At 66.8% G+C, this 16,042-nt stretch carries 16 protein-coding genes; 9 read left to right on the top strand and 7 right to left on the bottom strand.

The genetic code is table 11. The features are described from left to right. Window positions 1–109 precede the first annotated feature (109 nt). Complete coding sequence (locus NFU08_RS15085) at window positions 110–808, bottom strand: hypothetical protein (protein ID WP_251424458.1); 699 nt, start codon at window positions 806–808, stop codon at window positions 110–112. Between the two features lie 293 nt (window positions 809–1,101). Here NFU08_RS15085 and NFU08_RS15080 point away from each other — a divergent pair, with 293 nt between their 5' ends. The 3 genes from NFU08_RS15080 to NFU08_RS15070 all read left to right on the top strand — a co-directional run bounded on the left by NFU08_RS15080 (window position 1,102) and on the right by NFU08_RS15070 (window position 2,765). Next, window positions 1,102–1,302, top strand: coding sequence for a hypothetical protein (locus tag NFU08_RS15080; RefSeq protein WP_066280037.1), 201 nt, complete (start codon window positions 1,102–1,104; stop codon window positions 1,300–1,302). A 61-nt stretch (window positions 1,303–1,363) separates the two neighbouring features. After that, the gene (locus NFU08_RS15075) at window positions 1,364–2,470 is read left to right on the top strand and encodes an exo-alpha-sialidase (protein WP_251424456.1); all 1,107 of its coding nucleotides are present in this window, start codon (window positions 1,364–1,366) and stop codon (window positions 2,468–2,470) included. Window positions 2,471–2,477: 7 nt separating this feature from the next. Then, window positions 2,478–2,765, top strand: coding sequence for a MoaD/ThiS family protein (locus NFU08_RS15070; RefSeq protein ID WP_174177838.1), 288 nt, complete (start codon window positions 2,478–2,480; stop codon window positions 2,763–2,765). 76 nt (window positions 2,766–2,841) lie between these two features. Here the strand turns inward: NFU08_RS15070 and NFU08_RS15065 are convergent, their stop codons facing one another. The 5 genes from NFU08_RS15065 to NFU08_RS15045 all read right to left on the bottom strand — a co-directional run bounded on the left by NFU08_RS15065 (window position 2,842) and on the right by NFU08_RS15045 (window position 7,457). Then, entirely contained in the window at window positions 2,842–3,078 is a 237-nt protein-coding gene (locus NFU08_RS15065) for a hypothetical protein (protein ID WP_066272548.1), read from the bottom strand. Window positions 3,079–3,276: 198 nt separating this feature from the next. Beyond that, window positions 3,277–4,506, bottom strand: coding sequence for a pyridoxal phosphate-dependent aminotransferase (locus NFU08_RS15060; protein WP_066272546.1), 1,230 nt, complete (start codon window positions 4,504–4,506; stop codon window positions 3,277–3,279). Between the two features lie 109 nt (window positions 4,507–4,615). Continuing rightward, window positions 4,616–4,777 (bottom strand): hypothetical protein, encoded by a 162-nt coding sequence (locus tag NFU08_RS15055; protein ID WP_251424454.1) that lies wholly within the window; start codon window positions 4,775–4,777, stop codon window positions 4,616–4,618. Further along, window positions 4,774–6,468, bottom strand: a complete 1,695-nt coding sequence (locus tag NFU08_RS15050; RefSeq protein WP_251424452.1) for an alpha-amylase family protein — start codon at window positions 6,466–6,468, stop codon at window positions 4,774–4,776. Before NFU08_RS15050 ends, NFU08_RS15055 begins: the two co-directional genes overlap by 4 nt. Further along, a complete protein-coding gene (locus NFU08_RS15045) occupies window positions 6,465–7,457 on the bottom strand; it encodes a TIGR03885 family FMN-dependent LLM class oxidoreductase (RefSeq protein WP_174177777.1) in 993 nt (330 codons plus the stop codon). The genes NFU08_RS15050 and NFU08_RS15045 overlap by 4 nt, the downstream gene beginning before the upstream one ends. Before the next feature lie 140 nt (window positions 7,458–7,597). Between NFU08_RS15045 and NFU08_RS15040 the strand changes: the two genes are divergently transcribed. Further along, window positions 7,598–8,521: an AEC family transporter gene (locus NFU08_RS15040; protein ID WP_251424497.1), complete on the top strand. Its 924-nt coding sequence runs from the start codon at window positions 7,598–7,600 to the stop codon at window positions 8,519–8,521. A 52-nt stretch (window positions 8,522–8,573) separates the two neighbouring features. After that, window positions 8,574–9,662 (top strand): ATP-dependent DNA ligase, encoded by a 1,089-nt coding sequence (locus NFU08_RS15035; RefSeq protein WP_174177773.1) that lies wholly within the window; start codon window positions 8,574–8,576, stop codon window positions 9,660–9,662. 168 nt (window positions 9,663–9,830) lie between these two features. Here NFU08_RS15035 and NFU08_RS15030 read toward each other — a convergent pair whose 3' ends face one another. Continuing rightward, window positions 9,831–11,150: an MFS transporter gene (locus NFU08_RS15030; protein WP_251424450.1), complete on the bottom strand. Its 1,320-nt coding sequence runs from the start codon at window positions 11,148–11,150 to the stop codon at window positions 9,831–9,833. A 228-nt stretch (window positions 11,151–11,378) separates the two neighbouring features. Here NFU08_RS15030 and NFU08_RS15025 point away from each other — a divergent pair, with 228 nt between their 5' ends. The 4 genes from NFU08_RS15025 (at window position 11,379) to pcaH (ending at window position 16,041) form a co-directional block, all read left to right on the top strand. Then, complete coding sequence (locus NFU08_RS15025; protein WP_251424448.1) at window positions 11,379–12,206, top strand: IclR family transcriptional regulator; 828 nt, start codon at window positions 11,379–11,381, stop codon at window positions 12,204–12,206. A gap of 135 nt (window positions 12,207–12,341) precedes the next feature. Then, on the top strand, window positions 12,342–13,223 hold the full coding sequence (locus NFU08_RS15020; RefSeq protein WP_174177767.1) for a shikimate dehydrogenase: 882 nt from the start codon (window positions 12,342–12,344) through the stop codon (window positions 13,221–13,223). Further along, complete coding sequence (locus tag NFU08_RS15015) at window positions 13,223–15,106, top strand: bifunctional sugar phosphate isomerase/epimerase/4-hydroxyphenylpyruvate dioxygenase family protein (RefSeq protein ID WP_251424446.1); 1,884 nt, start codon at window positions 13,223–13,225, stop codon at window positions 15,104–15,106. The genes NFU08_RS15020 and NFU08_RS15015 overlap by 1 nt, the downstream gene beginning before the upstream one ends. Before the next feature lie 62 nt (window positions 15,107–15,168). Then, complete coding sequence (gene pcaH / locus NFU08_RS15010) at window positions 15,169–16,041, top strand: protocatechuate 3,4-dioxygenase subunit beta (protein WP_174177763.1); 873 nt, start codon at window positions 15,169–15,171, stop codon at window positions 16,039–16,041. Window position 16,042 lies beyond the last annotated feature (1 nt).

Below are 16,042 nucleotides of genomic sequence, written 5' to 3'. Positions count from 1 at the left end.
GAGGAGGGAAGGCGCCCCGCCGGGCACTGGCGGGACGCCTTCCCTGTCAAGGGCCGCGGCCCGGTCCGTGCTCACCGAGCCACGAGCCGGGGGCTGCGGTGGGGCTGTGTCAGCCGGCCGGGGTGAACGGACGGGACCGGCGGCGGAGAGCCACTGCCGCTCCCGCTGCCGCCAACGCTCCCAGCCCGGCCAGCCATGACGGAATGCTGCCGGAACCACCGACGGCGGTCTGGGCGTTGTACCCCTGGTTGGTACCGAGGCTGGTGGCCCCCGTTACAGCGGTTGGCTGCTGGACGGTTGCCCGCGGAGCAGGCGCAACAGGTGCCGCTGCCTGCGGAGCCGCACCGGGCGCTGCTGCCGGCGGAACCACCACGGATTGTTCGGCAGCAGGAGTCAGCGCGGGCGCCTCCCCGGCGGGTGTTTGAACAACAGGTGTCTCCACCACCGGCGTCTCTACAACAGGTGTTTCCACCACCGGCGTCTCCACAACAGGTGTTTCCACCACCGGCTCCTCCTCAGCCGGCTCCTCCGGCAGTGTTTCGCCCGGCGGCAACGCCGCGCACTTCTCGACGTAGAGAAGTTTTCCGGCGTTGGTCCAGTTCTTGCCGGGCGACTCGGAGGTAGGCGGAATGATGTCCAGCGGGTGCTGGTCGTGGCCATTTAGGCCGTTGATGTTGAATTCCAGCGGCGTCCAGCTGCTTCCGTCGCTGTGGCAGACGATGACTCTTTCAGGCGCTGCCATGGCCGGTGCCGTAACGCTGAGCAGGCCCAGTCCCACGACCCCCACAGTCACAAAGGTACGTTTCATTGTTTTCTCCCCAGGTTTGAATGGTGAAACGGACCATGATGAGGAGGCCAGCACTTGCGCCGAATGCCCCAGCAACACGGTCAGCTTGCTTGAGTTTTCAGGCTAGGGGTGGGGGCTGGAGGCGGTCCTGAGTAGGGGGTACTCGTCTTTTCCGGCGGCCGGACGATGCGGTTACTTGCGGGTACCCGCATCACCGGGGTCGCCCTGCACTGGCTACCTGCCTCCCGCGGGTGTATCTTGTCCGCGCATCCGCCCGGGCCTAACGTTGGAACATACGAAAGGTGCATGAAGTCATGGAAATCTACATGTGGTGGCTGGACCTGGACCTGGCAAGCAAGGAATGGCTGCGGGAAAACCTTCGGGCCGAGGAGTTGCCACTTCCGGTGCTCCAGGGGATTGCGGAAGCGGGCGGCCCCCATCCGGACAATCCAGCGGCCGTCCTGACCCCGGCCGACTGGGACTTTATCGAAACCCAGTCGGAGTTCGTGGACTAGGATTCGGCAGGCCCGCGGTGACACAAAATAACCATTGCGGGCTGCTGTGCTCGGTGGTTGCATGGTGGGCATGGCAACCGCAGAGAGTTTTGTCTTAGCGATCGGGACCAAAAAGGGCCTCTGGCTGGCCACCAGCAGGGACAGGCAACAATGGTCTTTCACTGGCCCGCACTTCCTCATGAGTGAGATCCCCAGCATCGGCATAGACACCCGGGAGGGCCGGACCCGGATCATGGTGGGCGTCCGCAGTGAGCATTGGGGGCCCACCGTTGCGCACTCCGATGACCTGGGTGCCACCTGGTCTGAGCCCGAGCAGGGCGCCGTCAGGTTTCCGGAGGACACGGGTGCCGCGCTGGAGCGCATCTGGCAGATTTATCCGGACGCGGAGGAACGTCCGGGCGTCGTCTGGGCGGGAGCGGAGCCCATTTCCGTGTGGAAATCCACCGATGGCGGTGAACACTTTGAACTGAACCGCGGGCTGTGGGACCATCCCCACCGCAGCGAGTGGGGCGCGGGCTACGGCGGTGCCGCCGCGCACTCCATCGTGGTCCATCCGGCCGGGGAGACGGTGCACGTGGCCATGAGCACGGGAGGCGTCTACCGGTCGCTCGACGGCGGCACCTCCTGGGAGCCGCGCAACCGCGGCATTTCGGCCTACTTCATGCCCGACCCCAACCCGGAGTTCGGGCAGTGCGTCCACAAGATCGCAGCGGATGCCGCCGTCGACGGCCGCCTCTACGCCCAGAACCACCACGGCGTCTACCGCACGGATGACAACGCGGACAGCTGGAACTCCATCGCGGAGGGACTGCCGGCGGATTTCGGTTTTGTGATGCTCACCCATCCCCGCCGGGAGGGCACGGCGTGGGTCATCCCCCTGAAAGCGGACGGCGAACGCATTCCGCCGGACGGCGAGCTGGCCGTCCACCGCACGGACGACGCCGGGTCCACTTGGAAAAGGCTCAGCAACGGCTTGCCCGCCGGGGAATACAACAGCGTCCTGCGCGATGCTGCCTCGGTGGACACAGCGGAGCCGGCCGGGGTCTATTTTGGGACGCGCGGCGGCTCGGTCTACGCGAGTGCGGACGAAGGGGCGACATTCCGGGAGGTTGTGTCCCATCTCCCGGATGTGCTCTGTGTCCGGGCAGCCGTGATCTCAGGTGCCTGACAGCAGCGTGCGGGAAATCAGGGTGGTGCTTCCCAGCGTCCTGCAGCCGCTGGCCGGCGGGCAGTCCGTCCTGACTGCGCCCGCCGACGGGCCGGTTTCGGTGGGAAAGCTCCTCGATGCGGTGACCTCGGACTTCGCAGTGCTGGCCCGGCGGCTCCGTGACGAGACCGGCGCGCTGCGGCGCTTCGTGAATGTGTACGTCGGCGGGGACGAGGTGCGGCGGTTGCAGGGCCTGGAAACCGAGGTGGCTCCAGGCCAGGAAGTACTGGTCATCCAGTCGGTAGCCGGGGGTTGAACGGCTATGGTGCCGAAGGTTCCGGTGCGGCGGGCAGCCCTTGCTGGCTACACCCGGGCCGCGGATCCCGACAGTTTCAGGCGAGCCGCCAGACGCTGCATTCGTCCGTATTGATCGCTTTGCGCAGGCCGGTGAGCCGGTCCAGGATCCAGACCACGCCGATGCCGGGCGCGGTTTCCTGGACACTTCCGCGGCGGATCACAACGTCGTCGTAGGAAGGGCCCACGGAGAGGCGGGCTTCGATCTCGTCGCCGCGGTGGAGCTGGTCCAGGGCGCGGACTCGTGTCACATGTGGTGTCGCTTTCTGCTTCATGGCGGGGCCTCCTGGCTGGGGCTGGTGCCGGCTCTTGCCTGCAGAGTCCAGTGTGCCGGGGCAATGTTGCGCCCGCGTTTCCCCGCGGTTAGGCGCCGGTTAGTTCTTCGCGCCGGAGCTGTTTCCCGAACTAAATTTCCCGGGCACCACGGCAGAACAGGCGGGCAGGGCCCGACGGCGGTGCGGCCTTGGGGGGCCCTACGGCAGTTCCACGCTGGCGCGGTATGCCGCCAGGAAGGTGGAGATGCGGTGCACAGCCTCCCGGATGTCCAGGACGGACGGAAGGATCACGAACCGGAAGTGGTCCGGCGTCGGCCAGTTGAACGCGGAACCGTGCGAGACGAGGATCTTCTGGTCCTTCAGCAGGTCCAGGACAAACTGTTCGTCGCTGCTGATGGGGTAGAGCTCCGGATCGAGGCGGGGGAACAGGTACATGGCGCCCGCCGCGGGGACACACGTCACGCCCGGTATCTCGGTCAGGAGCTGGTAGGCGAGATCGCGCTGTTCACGGAGCCTGCCTCCGGGCCGCACCAGGGCGTCGATGCTCTGGTAGCCGCCAAGGCAGGTCTGGATGGCATGCTGGGCCGGAACGTTGGGGCACAGCCGCAGGGAGGCCAGCAGTTCCAGTCCTTCCCGGTAGGCGGCGGTGGCGGCAAGTGGCCCGGTGACGGCAACCCAGCCTGCCCGGTAGCCGGGCATGCGGTACGCCTTGGACAGCCCGCTGAACGTCAGGCAGCAGACGTCCTCGGCCACGGCCGCGGTGTGGATATGCTGGGCCTCCTCATACAGCACCTTCTCGTAGATCTCGTCCGAGAACAGGACCAGGTGGTGTTTCCGGGCCAAGGCCGCGAACTGCTCCAGGATGTGCCGCGGATAGACGGCGCCCGTGGGGTTGTTGGGGTTGATGATCACAATCCCCTTGGTGCGGCTGGTGATCTTGGCCTCCACGTCGGCCATGTCCGGCCACCAGTTCTCCCCTTCGTCGCAGAGGTAGTGCACCGGCTTGCCCCCTGTCAGCGTGACCGCGGCGGTCCACAGCGGGTAGTCCGGTGCCGGCACCAGGATCTCGTCGCCGTTTTCCATAAACGCCTGCAGGCACATGGAAATGAGTTCGCTGACGCCGTTGCCGATGAAGATGTCCTCCACCCCGATCTGCATCAGGCCGCGCGTCTGGTAGTACTGCGAGATGGCGGTCCGCGCTGAGAAGATCCCCTTCGAGTCGCTGTATCCCTGGGCGCCCCTCAGGTGGTGGATCATGTCCACCACCACGGACTCCGGCGTTTCCAGGCCGAACGGCGCGGTGTCCCCAAGGTTCATCTTGAGGATCCGGTGCCCTTCCGCCTCCATGGCCTTGGCGGCCTGGAGGATGGGTCCGCGGAGTTCGTACCGGACGTTTTGGAGCTTGCTGGAGTGCTGCATGGGGCGCATGGTTGATTTTTTCACACCCGGACGGCGACGGCGTCCCGTCTACGGTCCGGGCGCCTGGCCGTGGTGCGGTTCCGGCACAGTTGCGTGGTGCTTCAAGACTGCCTGCTGCCTACCGTCGGCGGTCCCGGCGCACGCCGCGGACGCCGAGGGTGACCCCACCGGCCACGAGCACCGCACCGATGCCCTGCAGGCCCGGGGAATCATCGGCGCCGCCGAGCACGAAGACGGCCCCGCCGAGCACCACGACGAGCAGCGGGACCACCCACCTCATGGTGCCAGCCTGTCGCCTTTGCGGTGGAGGCGGTACCAGCGGTAGCCGTAACGTTCCAGTTCAACGGTGAAGCCGCCGTCGGGATCCAGGGTGATGTTGTCGCCGTCGAACAGGTCCAGCAGGGTGGCGTCCCGGAACGCATTCGCTGGCCCGTCCTCCGGGGCCACTGTGCCGTTTACCTTCACGGGGGCCTCCCCGAAGTTGTGCAGCAGCACCAGTGTGCCGCCGTCCGAACTGCAGGTGTGGGCAAGGACTGCAGGCTCTGGCTGGTCGATGATGGCGAACTCGCCCCAGCCCAGCTCCGCCGATTCGCGGTAGCGGCGGATCAGCGTGACCATGAAGTTGAACAGCGAGCCGGGATCCCTCTTCGCGGCCGCGGCGTTGACGTGCTCGGGACCGTATTCTCCCCGGGCCAGCGGCGCCACCAGGTCCGATACCTTGGCCGTGGAGAAGCCGCCGTTCTTTTCGCCGTTCCACTGCATGGGGGTGCGCACGGAAGCCCGGCCTTTCTGCCGGAGGTCCTCTCCCATGCCGATCTCCTCCCCATAAAAGAGCACCGGAGTGCCCGGCAGGGCGAACATCAGCGAGTACACCATGCGGATGCGCCCTGCGTCGCCGCCAAGCATCGGGGGAAGGCGGCGGCGCAGGCCGCGGCCATAGATCTGCATGTTCTTCTCCGGCCCAAACGCGGAAAAGACCTCTTCCCGCTCACCGTCGCTGAGCTTGTCCAGGGTGAGTTCGTCGTGGTTCCGCACGAACATGGCCCACTGGTTGTCCGGGTGCAGCGGCGGCCTGCTCTTCAGCGTCTCCGCCAGTGGACGGGCGTCCTGGCGTGCCAGCGACAGATAGATGTGCTGCATGGACATGAAGTCGAACTGCATGTTGAGTTCGTTCCCGTCCGGACCGCCGAAGTACTCAAGCTGCTCCTTGTACGGCAGGTTCACCTCGCCCAGGAGGATGGCGCTGCCGTTGCGCCGGCTCACGAAGCTGCGCAGTGCGGCCAGGTACTCATGCGGATCCAGGTTCGCGGCCTCGTCCTTGGGCTGGCCGCGGGTCTCCAGGAAGAAGGGCACCGCGTCCAGGCGGAAGCCGTCCAGGCCCAGTTCCAGCCACAGGCCCATCGCCTTGGCAATCTCGTTCCGGACGGAGGGATTGGTGACATCCAGGTCCGGCTGGTGCTTGGCGAACATGTGCAGGTACCACTCGCCGGTGGCTTCATCCTTTTCCCACAGCGAGTCCTCCTCGCCAGGGAACACCACCTCCGAGGAGGTGTCCGGGGGAGTGTCGCTCCGCCACACGTAGTAGTCGCGGTATTTGTTGTCCTTGGATTTCCTGGCCTCGACAAACCAAGGGTGCTGGTCCGAGGTGTGGTTCACCACGAAGTCGGCGATGACGCGCATTCCACGGTCCTTGGCCGCCCGGATGAACTCCACAACGTCCCCCATGGTGCCCAGCCGGGGATCCACGGCGAAGAAGTCCGTCACGTCGTACCCGTCGTCGCGGTCCGGGGAGGGGTAGAACGGCATGAGCCAGATGCAGGTCACGCCCAGTGCGGCGAGGTAGTCCACGCGCTGGGTCAGTCCGGCAAAATCGCCGGTGCCATCGCCGTCGTCGTCAAAGAACGTCTCCACGTCCAGGCAGTACACCACGGCGTTCTTCCACCACAGGTCCGAAGTTTCGGCGAGCCTCATGCGGGTGCCTGCGCCGGCGCCTGGACCTTCGAGCCCTGCAGCTGCGGAAGGACATCTGCCGCAAACGCATCAATGAACGGGGCCTGCTCCTGCCCCACGAAGTGCAGGTAGAGCTCGTCGAAGCCCAGGGCCGCGTACGCCCCCAGCCACTCGGCGTGCTGGTCCAGGCTTGCCGAGACGTTGACCGCCTTCCGGACCTGGTCCTCGCCGATGTGCCCGCTCACGCCGTCGAAATGCCCGGCCGTGGGAAGGTCCCACGGGACCGGCGGGGCGAAGGTGTTGGTCCGCCACTGGTCCAGCGCAATGGCTGCCGCGTCCTGTTCACGGGGGGCCCAGGACAGGTGCACCTGCAGCGCGGTCCTGCCGCGGCCGCCGTTGTCCCGGTATGCCGCCAGCATGTCCTTGAGCTTGCCGGCCGGCTGGTTGATGGTGACCAGGCCGTCCGCCCAGGCTGCAGAGCGGCGGGCGGTCTCCACACTGATGGCCGGTGCGATAATCGGCGGCGGGGAGTCCGGCACGTCCCAGATCCGGGCCTGTTCAACGGTGACAAGGCCGTGGTGGGTGACCTCCTCACCGCGATGCAGCCGGCGGATCACCTCAACGCACTCCTCCAGCCGGCGCTGCCGTGTTTCCTTCGGCGGCCAGGCGTCACCGGTGACGTGCTCATTCATGTTCTCGCCGCTCCCGGTGGCCATCCAGAACCGTTCCGGAAACATGCAGGCTAGGGTGGCCGAGGCGTGGGCGATGATGGCGGGGTGGTACCGCTGGCCCGGGGCGGTCACCACACCGAAGCGCAGGCTGGTGGTGGCCAGCGCCGCGCCCAGCCAGGACCAGGCGAACCCGGAGTGGCCCTGCCGGGCGGACCACGGCTCAATATGGTCAGAGCACATGGCGGCATCGAATCCTGCCTGTTCCGCGTGCTGGACGTCCTTGAGCAGCTGGGCGGGACTGATCTGTTCGTGTGAGGCGTGGAAGCCGACGGTAACCATCGTTAACCTCTACCGTCCGCAGGGGTGCCGTGTCGAGGGCTGGCCTGCCCGGCGCCACTTGTCAGATAAGTTTGAAGCCTGTATTACTGCGCATCCCGGAATTCCTGCGCAGGCGGCGGAGCTGGAAGGACGTACCACTCGTGGGCGGTGTGCTGGTGGGGCTGGCGGTAATCGGCGCCGTCATCGCCGTGGGCTACATTGCCGCTCGCTGCGGGCTGGGCGGGGAACCCACGGTCTCGGCGCTCACCCGCACTGCCTTCTTCATCACCAACCCCGTCCTGCTGTTCACGGTGGTCCTGGAATCGGACCTCACCGTGGTCTTCTCCGCCTATGTTCCGTTGGCCATTCTGACGGCGTCGGCCACGGCGCTGCTGTACGTGCTGGCCAGCAGGCTGTGGTTCCGGCGGCCGCTGGCTGAGACCGCCGTCGGCGCGATGGCCAGCTCCTACGTCAACGCCAACAACATCGGCATCCCCATCATGCTGTACGCCCTGGGCGACGCCACCCCGGTGGCACCGGTCCTGCTGGTCCAGCTCCTCCTCTTGGCGCCCGTGGTCCTCACCCTGCTGGACCTCTCCGCCGCCGGCCGGGTGTCGCCCAGGCTGCTGCTCTCCCAGCCCTTCCGCAACCCGATGATCATCGCGTCCCTGCTCGGCGTGGTCCTGGCCGCGTTCCGGGTGGAACTTCCTCCACCTGTGATGGCACCCCTCTCCCTCCTGGGCGGGGCTGCCGTTCCGGTGGTGCTGCTCGCCTTCGGCATGTCCCTGCACGGCACCCGGATGCTGCGCAGCGGCGGGCACACGGCCGAAATCCTGACGGCCACGGCGCTGAAGTCCGCCGTGATGCCCGCGGTGGCGTTCGCCGTCGGACGCTTTATCTTCAACCTGGACCAGCACATGCTCCTGGGCGTGGTGCTGATGGCCGCCCTTCCCACAGCCCAGAACGTGTTCCTGTTCGCCGGCAAGTACGGGCGCGGGGTCGCAGTGGCCCGCGAAACGGTCCTGCTGTCAACGGCGGCAGCGGCGCCGTCCCTGATCCTCATCGTGTGGCTGCTGGCGGGGTGAGCCCGCGGGGCGGGGTTACGCAGGGGCACGTCCCCGGGCAAGAATGGGCAGCATGGAACTTCCCGTGATGCCGCCCGTCCCGCCCATGCTCGCCAAGGCCGTCAGCGGCATTCCTGGTGTTGCAGGGGGCGGGGACCTCAGCTATGAGCCGAAATGGGACGGATTCCGGTCCATCATCTTCCGGGACGGCGATGAGCTGGAGATCGGCAGCCGCAACGAGAAGCCCATGACGCGCTATTTTCCCGAGCTTGTTGAGGCGCTGAAGGAGAACCTGCCGCCACGCTGCGTGGTGGACGGCGAGATCATCCTGGTCGGTTCCTCCGGCGACCGCCTCGATTTCGACGCCCTGCAGCAGCGCATCCACCCCGCAGCCAGCCGGGTCAAGCTGCTCGCTTCCCAGACACCGGCCTCCTTCGTGGCGTTCGATCTTCTGGCCCTCGGTGACGACGACTACACCGGCCGGCCCTTCACCGAACGGCGTGCGGCCCTGGAAAAGGCGCTCGCGGCAAGCAAGGCCCCGGTCCACCTCACCGCCGCCACCACGGACAAGGAGACGGCGGAGCAGTGGTTCCGCCAGTTCGAGGGCGCCGGGCTGGACGGCGTTGTGGCCAAGCGCCTGGACGGCCGGTACGAGCCGGACAAGCGGGTGATGTTCAAGACCAAGCATGAACGCACCGCTGACTGCGTGGTGGCCGGTTACCGCCTGCACAAGAGCGGGCCGGATGTGGTCGGTTCGCTGCTGTTGGGGTTGTACAAGGACGACGGCGGCCTGGCCAGCGTGGGCGTGATCGGCGCCTTCCCCATGAAGCGGCGCAAGGAGCTGTACGAGCAGCTCCAGCCGCTGGTAACCACCTTCGATGACCACCCGTGGGCGTGGGCCAAGCAGGAGGAGGGGGAACGGACGCCGCGCAACGCCGAGGGCAGCCGCTGGAGCGCCGGCAAGGACCTGTCCTTCGTACCCCTCCGCCCGGAGCTGGTGGTGGAGGTGCGGTACGACCACATGGAGGGGGAACGGTTCCGGCACACGGCCCAGTTCAACCGCTGGCGGCCGGACCGGGACCCGGAATCGTGCACGTACGCGCAGCTGGAGGAGCCGGTCAGTTTTGACCTGGCGTCGGTGCTGGAGGCCGGCCGGCCCTAGGTTTTGGGGAGGCCGCCGGCGTCCCCGGCCACCCGACGTCGTGCCTGCTGCCCCGGGCGGCGCCGGAACAGCCCATTTTTCAACGGGGAAAAGCCCGCCATATGGGGGGAATGGCGGGCTTTCCGGTTCCAAAACCGGGCTGGACGGTACTTCCAGCCGGGCGGGGTTCTACTTGAGGCCGAGCTGCGTGGTGGGGGTCTTGTAGGACTCCTTGGCAGTCAGGGCGGAGATGGCCGCGATGCCGCAGATCACGGCGGTGAAGATGCTGATCTGGACCCAGCCGCCGGGCCTGATCCCGCCCATGGCCGCCACGATTGCAGGTGCGAACCCTGCCATCAGGAAGCCCAGCTGGGTGCCGATGGCCAGGCCGGAGAAGCGGACCTTGGTGCTGAACATCTCGGCGTAGAAGGACGGCCAGACGGCGTTGGAGGCTGCGTAGCCGCAGGAGAAGAAGCCGATGGCGGCCAGGAACATCAGCGGCACGCTGCCGGATTCCAGGCTGAGCAGGAAGACGGGCGTCAGGATGGCGCTGGCCACAGCCCCGTATATGAAGACGGGCTTGCGGCCGATCCTGTCAGCCAGCATGCCGAAGAGCGGCTGGGTGCCCAGGGCCACGAAGTTGGCGCCGACCACGAGCCAGAGCGTGGTGGTGCCGTCGACGCCCGCCACGGTCTTGGCATAGCTGATGGCGAGGGTGCCGAACACGGTGGAGACGGCGGCGATGAAGGCGCAGCAGATCACACGGAGGACGTCGCGCCAGTGGGCCTTGAGCAGGTCGGCAACCGGGAGCTTGGAAATTTGGGCGGTCTTCTGGGCTTCCTCGAAGGCCGGCGGCTCGTGCAGGGTGCGCCGGATGAAGAAGGCAACAACAACCACCACGGCGCTCAGCCAGAACGGGATGCGCCAGCCAATGCCGTACTTGATCTCGTCCGGGAGGGCCAGGACGGGGATGAAGACCAGGGCTGCGAGGATCTGGCCGCCCTGGGTGCCCGTGAGGGTCCAGGAGGTGAAGAAGGAGCGCCGGTTGTCCGGGGCGTGCTCAAGGGTCATGGAGGAGGCTCCGGCCTGTTCCCCGGCGGCGGACAGGCCCTGGCAGAGCCGGGCCAGCACCAGCAGGGCGGGAGCCCACCAGCCAACCGTGTTGAAGTCCGGCAGGCAGCCAATGAGGAAGGTGGAGGCACCCATCAGGAGGAGGGTGAACATCAGGACCTTCTGCCGGCCCACCCTGTCACCGAAGTGCCCCAGGATCACGGCGCCCACGGGGCGCGCCACATAGGCGAAACCGAACGTGGCGAAGGACATGATGGCCGCGTTCGCGTCAGCATTGGGGAAGAAGACCGTGGGGAAGATCAGGGCTGCTGCGGATCCGAAAATGAAGAAATCGTAATATTCGACGGCGCTGCCCAGGAAGCTGGCGAGGGCTGCCTTCTTCGGCGTCCCGGCCGGGGCGGCAATGCCTGGCTCGGCGGACGAGAGTGTCTGGCTCATGGAGTTCCTTAGATGTGACGACTTTGTCGCGGATGGATCAGGGGGGCTCGCGGCCGGCGCTGCCTTCAGGTGGAGGCGCGGCTCGGCATTGGTGCGGGATAACCCGGGCAGTAGCCACATGGTGGGAGCTACTTGTGCGATACAGCAATAGTGACTGTGAGTGCGGTCACCTGTCAAGAAAATAATCACTATCTAGAAATAACTCTCACTATGTGGGAGCATCGATCCATGAGTGTGAACCAAGCCACAGCGGACAACGACGTAACTGCTGACACCCCTCCTGAGGCCAAGGCGGCCAAAGCGGACCGCACGGACATGGTGGGGAAGGCCCTGGGCCTCCTGGTCCTTCTGGGCGATGAGCCGCGCGGGGCCAGTGCCGCAGAGATCTCCCGACGGGCCGAGCTGCCCTTCAGTACCACCTACCGCCTGCTGGGGTCCCTGACCCGCGACGGCTTCGTGGACTACGAACCGGACGGCCGCCGCTACCACCTGGGCCTGCGGATCTTCCAGCTGGGCCAGCGGGTCTCCAACCATCACGGCTTCGCCGGCACGGCCATGCCGGTCCTCCGCCGGGTCACCGAACAGACGGGCGAGGCCACCATCCTCAGCGTCCGCGACGGCCACCACCACCTCACGGTCAACAAGGTGGACGGTCCGCAGATGTTCCGGGTGACCAGCGACCCCGGCCACTTGGGCTCCCTCTCCACTACCGCCGTCGGAAAAGTGCTGGTTGCCTTTGCGGAGGACGCCGACCGCGAACGGCTGCTGGAGGATCTCCCGCTGGAGCAGCTCACGGAAAAGTCCATCACGGAGCGGGACGCCTTCCGCGCGGAAATCGATAAGGTCCGGCGCCAAGGATATGCCGTGATGGACGAGGAAAACGAGATGGGCATGCGTGCCGTCGCCGTTCCGCTTCTCAACTCCCAGGGCCACGCCTTCGCTTCCCTGGCAACGGCGGTCCCCGTCTTCCGCATGGGCCTGGAGGAACTGGCGGCGTGCGTCCCGCTGCTGCGTGAGGCGGCCGCCGAGCTTGCGGCCCGCCTGCCGCAACGCTGACTCGGCTATTTGTTCGTATGTGGAACAAGAGTGCGCTGATAGAACAAATGATGTACCGTAACTTTCAACACCGCAGCAGCAGCACCCGCCTGGCGCACTGCTCCTGCCCGGTGCCGTACCAAAGGAGCTGCACGGATGAGTAATCGAACTGAGTCCTACCTGGTGGGACTGGTCGGCGATGGTGTGATGCCGTCACTCACCCCGCCCATGCACGAGCGCGAAGGGGATGTCCAGGGCCTGCGCTACCTCTACCGGCCCATCGACCTCGTGGAACTCGGCCTTCCCGGCGACTCCGTGGGAGAGCTGCTGCGCAGTGCCAGGAACCTCGGCTTCAACGGCCTGAACATCACGCACCCCTGCAAGCAGCTGGTCCTGCAGCACCTGGACGAGGTGACGCCGGACGCCGTGCGGCTCGGTGCGGTCAATACCGTGGTGATCGACGGCGGCCGGTTCATAGGCCACAACACAGACTTTTCCGGCTTTGCCGCAGCCCTCTCCTCAGGACTTCCCGGCGCCAGGCTGGACCGGGTGGTCCAGCTGGGCGCCGGCGGGGCAGGTTCCGCCGTGGCCTACGCCCTCCTCACCGCCGGGGTCCGCCACCTGGACCTCGTGGACATGGACGCCGCCCGCAGCGCCGCCCGGGCAGCCGAACTGGCCGGCTTCTTCCCGGACAGCACCGTTGTGGCGCGCACGACGGCGGAGCTGCCGCAGCTGATGCCGCTGGCCGACGGCCTGGTGCACTGCACCCCCGTGGGGATGGCCGCCCACCCCGGCGTTCCGCTGGACCTGGAGCTGCTGGAGTCCCGGCACTGGGTGGCGGACATTGTCTACCGCCCCATCGACACCGAGCTCGTCCGGGGCGCCCGCGCCAAGGGCTGCGAGGTCCTGGACGGCGGCCGGATGGCAGTGGGCCAGGCCGCAGATGCCTTCCGCATCTTCACGGGCCTGGAACCCGATCCGGACCGCATGCGCTCGCACTTCCTGGAGCTCGTGGCCGCAGAAGAGGTGGCTGCCTGATGCGCACCGGAATCGCCACCGTCTGCCTCTCCGGCACCCTGAAGGAGAAGATGCAGGCCTGTGCCATCGCAGGGTTCGACGGCATCGAAATCTTTGAACAGGACCTGGTCACCTCGCCGCTGAGCCCCGGGGACGTCCGGTCCATGGCAGCAGACCTTGGCCTGGGGCTAGACCTCTACCAGCCATTCCGGGATTTCGACGGCGTGGCCCCGGACCTGCTGAAGGCGAACCTCCGGCGGGCGGAAGCGAAGTTCAACCTGATGTCCCGCCTGGGCATGGACACCATCCTGGTCTGCTCCAACGTTGCCACGGCCACGATCGACGACGACGCCGTCCGCGCCGAACAGCTCGCCCAGCTGGCCGGACTTGCCGGCGACCACGGCATCAAGGTGGCCTACGAGGCCCTGGCCTGGGGCAAGCACGTGAACGACTACGAGCACGCCTACCGCCTGGTGGAGATGGTGGACCACCCCAACCTGGGAACCTGCCTGGACTCTTTTCACATCCTGTCCCGCGACTGGGACACCGCACCAATAGAAAAGCTTGACCCGGAGAAGATCTTCTTCGTCCAGGTTGCGGACGCCCCGAAACTCACCATGGATGTGCTGTCCTGGAGCCGCCACTACCGCGTGTTCCCGGGCGAGGGGCAGTTCGAACTGGCCAAGTTCATGGGCCACGTGGTCCGGGCCGGCTACTCCGGCCCGGTCTCCCTGGAGGTCTTCAACGACGTCTTCCGCCAGTCGGATGTGGACCGCACAGCCGTGGACGCCATGCGCTCGCTCATCTGGCTGGAGGAACAGAGCGCCAAATGGCTGGCAGGCAGCGCGGAAGCCGCAGAGGGCGGCAGTGCTGCCTCCCGCCGTCGTTATCCCATGGAACTCGCCACGCTGCCCAAGGTCAGCGAACCGGCGGGCTTCAACTTCGCCGAGGTCAAAGCGGACGATACCGCCCGGCTTGAGAAGCTCCTGGGCCAGCTCGGCTTCGGGTTCGAGGGCAGGCACCGCACCAAGGACGTGCAGCTGTGGACCATGGGCCAGGCGCGCGTGATCATCAACGAGCAGGCGGCATCGCACGCCGAACCGTCGATCGCCGCCCTGGGGTTCGACGTCGATTCACCCGTGATTGCCTCGGCCCGGGCGCAGCAGCTCAAGGCTCCCGTAGTGGCCCGCAAGGTCCAGGCCGACGAGGAAGTCTTCCAGGGCATCTCCGCGCCCGACTCAACGGAAATCTTCCTGTGCCAGGGCAGCCCGGACGGCACGGCAGCCTGGACCCGTGAATTCGGGGAAGGCCTGGAACACCGCACTCCTTCCGGCGGGCCGGGTGCGGCTGCGGTCATCGACCACGTCAACCTCGCCCAGCCGTGGCAGCACTTCGACGAGGCCGTCCTGTTCTACACCAGCGCCCTGGCCCTGGAACCGCAGCCCTTCGCCGAAGTGCCCAGCCCCAGCGGGCTGGTGCGCTCGCAGGTGATGACCACCTCCGACGCCGCCGTCCGGCTGGTGCTGAACCTGGCGCCGGTGCAGCAGGCCCGCGGCGAAGTCCGCAAGACCTACCAGGAGCACATCGCATTCGCCGTAAAGGACCTCGTGGCCACTGCCCGGGCCGCCCGGGACCGGGGCCTCGAATTCCTGCAGATCCCCGCGAACTACTACGAGGACCTGGACGCCCGGTTCGACCTTGACCCCGGGTTCCTGGCCACCCTGCAGGAGCTCAACCTCCTCTACGACCGCGATGCGGACGGCGAATTCCTCCACTTCTACACCGCCACGGTGGGCAGTGTGTTCTTCGAAATGGTGGAACGCCGCGGCGGCTACAACGGGTACGGGGCGCCCAACGCCCCGGTCCGGCACGCGGTCCAGTACGACTCGCTGCACCGGACCTGAGCCGGCCGCCGAACTGACCAACTGCCCCACGAATCACAACGAAAACCAGAAAGGAGCCAGCCGTGCCGGAAGAAACCAACGCCCAGCTTGATACCGACGAGTCTGTGCCGCCCGCCGAGCCGAAGGCCGCACACATGCCCCTTGACCGCGCCATTGAAACCCAGGCTGACCTCAGTGCAGAGATCAACGCCCTGGGCGAAGCCTACGCACGGGCCCTTAAAGAGGGTTCCCCCGCCGAAACCCAGCCGCGGCTGGACTACCCGCCCTACCGCTCCAGCATCCTGCGGCACCCCACCAAAAGCCTGCACCACGCGGACCCGGAAACCATCGAGCTGTACTCGCCGGCCTTCGGCCACCAGGACGTGCACGCCCTTGAGTCGGACCTGACCATCCAGCACAACGGCGAGCCCCAGGGCGAGCGGATCATCGTGGCAGGCCGGGTCCTGGACGGCGACGGCCGCCCCGTTGCCGGTCAGTTGGTGGAGATCTGGCAGGCCAATTCCTCCGGCCGGTACATCCACAAGCGCGACCAGCACCCGGCGCCGATCGACCCGAACTTTACGGGCATCGGCCGCTGCATCACCGGCCCGGACGGGTCCTACCGGTTCACCACCATCAAGCCCGGGGCGTACCCGTGGAAGAACCACCTGAATGCCTGGCGCCCGGCGCACATCCATTTCTCCCTGTTCGGAACCGAGTTCACCCAACGGATCATCACCCAGATGTATTTCCCGGGCGACCAGCTGTTCCCGCTGGACCCGATCTACCAGACCATCGTGGACCAGGACGCCCGCGACCGGCTGGTGGCCACCTACGACCACAGCCTCACCGAGCCCGAGTGGGCCCTTGGGTACAACTGGGACATTGTCCTGACCGGGCCCAAGCGGACCTGGACCGAAAACGAGGCACTTGGTGCCGCAGGCGACGAGGAATAGG

The sequence above is a fragment of the Pseudarthrobacter sp. NCCP-2145 genome, from assembly GCF_023708005.1.
In the GTDB taxonomy this organism is placed as follows: Bacteria; Actinomycetota; Actinomycetes; order Actinomycetales; family Micrococcaceae; genus Arthrobacter; species Arthrobacter oxydans.
The sequence above is the reverse complement of the archived record's forward strand: the minus strand, read 5'-3'. Positions and strand labels throughout refer to the sequence as shown.

Coding starts and splice junctions, on each gene's coding strand:
- NFU08_RS15085 (WP_251424458.1), bottom strand. CDS start 808: ATGAAACGTACCTTTGTGACTGTGGGGGTCGTGGGACTGGGCCTGCTC.
- NFU08_RS15025 (WP_251424448.1), top strand. CDS start 11,379: ATGAGTGTGAACCAAGCCACAGCGGACAACGACGTAACTGCTGACACC.
- NFU08_RS15045 (WP_174177777.1), bottom strand. CDS start 7,457: ATGGTTACCGTCGGCTTCCACGCCTCACACGAACAGATCAGTCCCGCC.
- NFU08_RS15015 (WP_251424446.1), top strand. CDS start 13,223: ATGCGCACCGGAATCGCCACCGTCTGCCTCTCCGGCACCCTGAAGGAG.
- NFU08_RS15075 (WP_251424456.1), top strand. CDS start 1,364: ATGGTGGGCATGGCAACCGCAGAGAGTTTTGTCTTAGCGATCGGGACC.
- NFU08_RS15035 (WP_174177773.1), top strand. CDS start 8,574: ATGGAACTTCCCGTGATGCCGCCCGTCCCGCCCATGCTCGCCAAGGCC.
- NFU08_RS15050 (WP_251424452.1), bottom strand. CDS start 6,468: ATGAGGCTCGCCGAAACTTCGGACCTGTGGTGGAAGAACGCCGTGGTG.
- NFU08_RS15080 (WP_066280037.1), top strand. CDS start 1,102: ATGGAAATCTACATGTGGTGGCTGGACCTGGACCTGGCAAGCAAGGAA.
- NFU08_RS15065 (WP_066272548.1), bottom strand. CDS start 3,078: ATGAAGCAGAAAGCGACACCACATGTGACACGAGTCCGCGCCCTGGAC.
- NFU08_RS15020 (WP_174177767.1), top strand. CDS start 12,342: ATGAGTAATCGAACTGAGTCCTACCTGGTGGGACTGGTCGGCGATGGT.
- NFU08_RS15030 (WP_251424450.1), bottom strand. CDS start 11,150: ATGAGCCAGACACTCTCGTCCGCCGAGCCAGGCATTGCCGCCCCGGCC.
- NFU08_RS15060 (WP_066272546.1), bottom strand. CDS start 4,506: ATGCGCCCCATGCAGCACTCCAGCAAGCTCCAAAACGTCCGGTACGAA.
- NFU08_RS15055 (WP_251424454.1), bottom strand. CDS start 4,777: ATGAGGTGGGTGGTCCCGCTGCTCGTCGTGGTGCTCGGCGGGGCCGTC.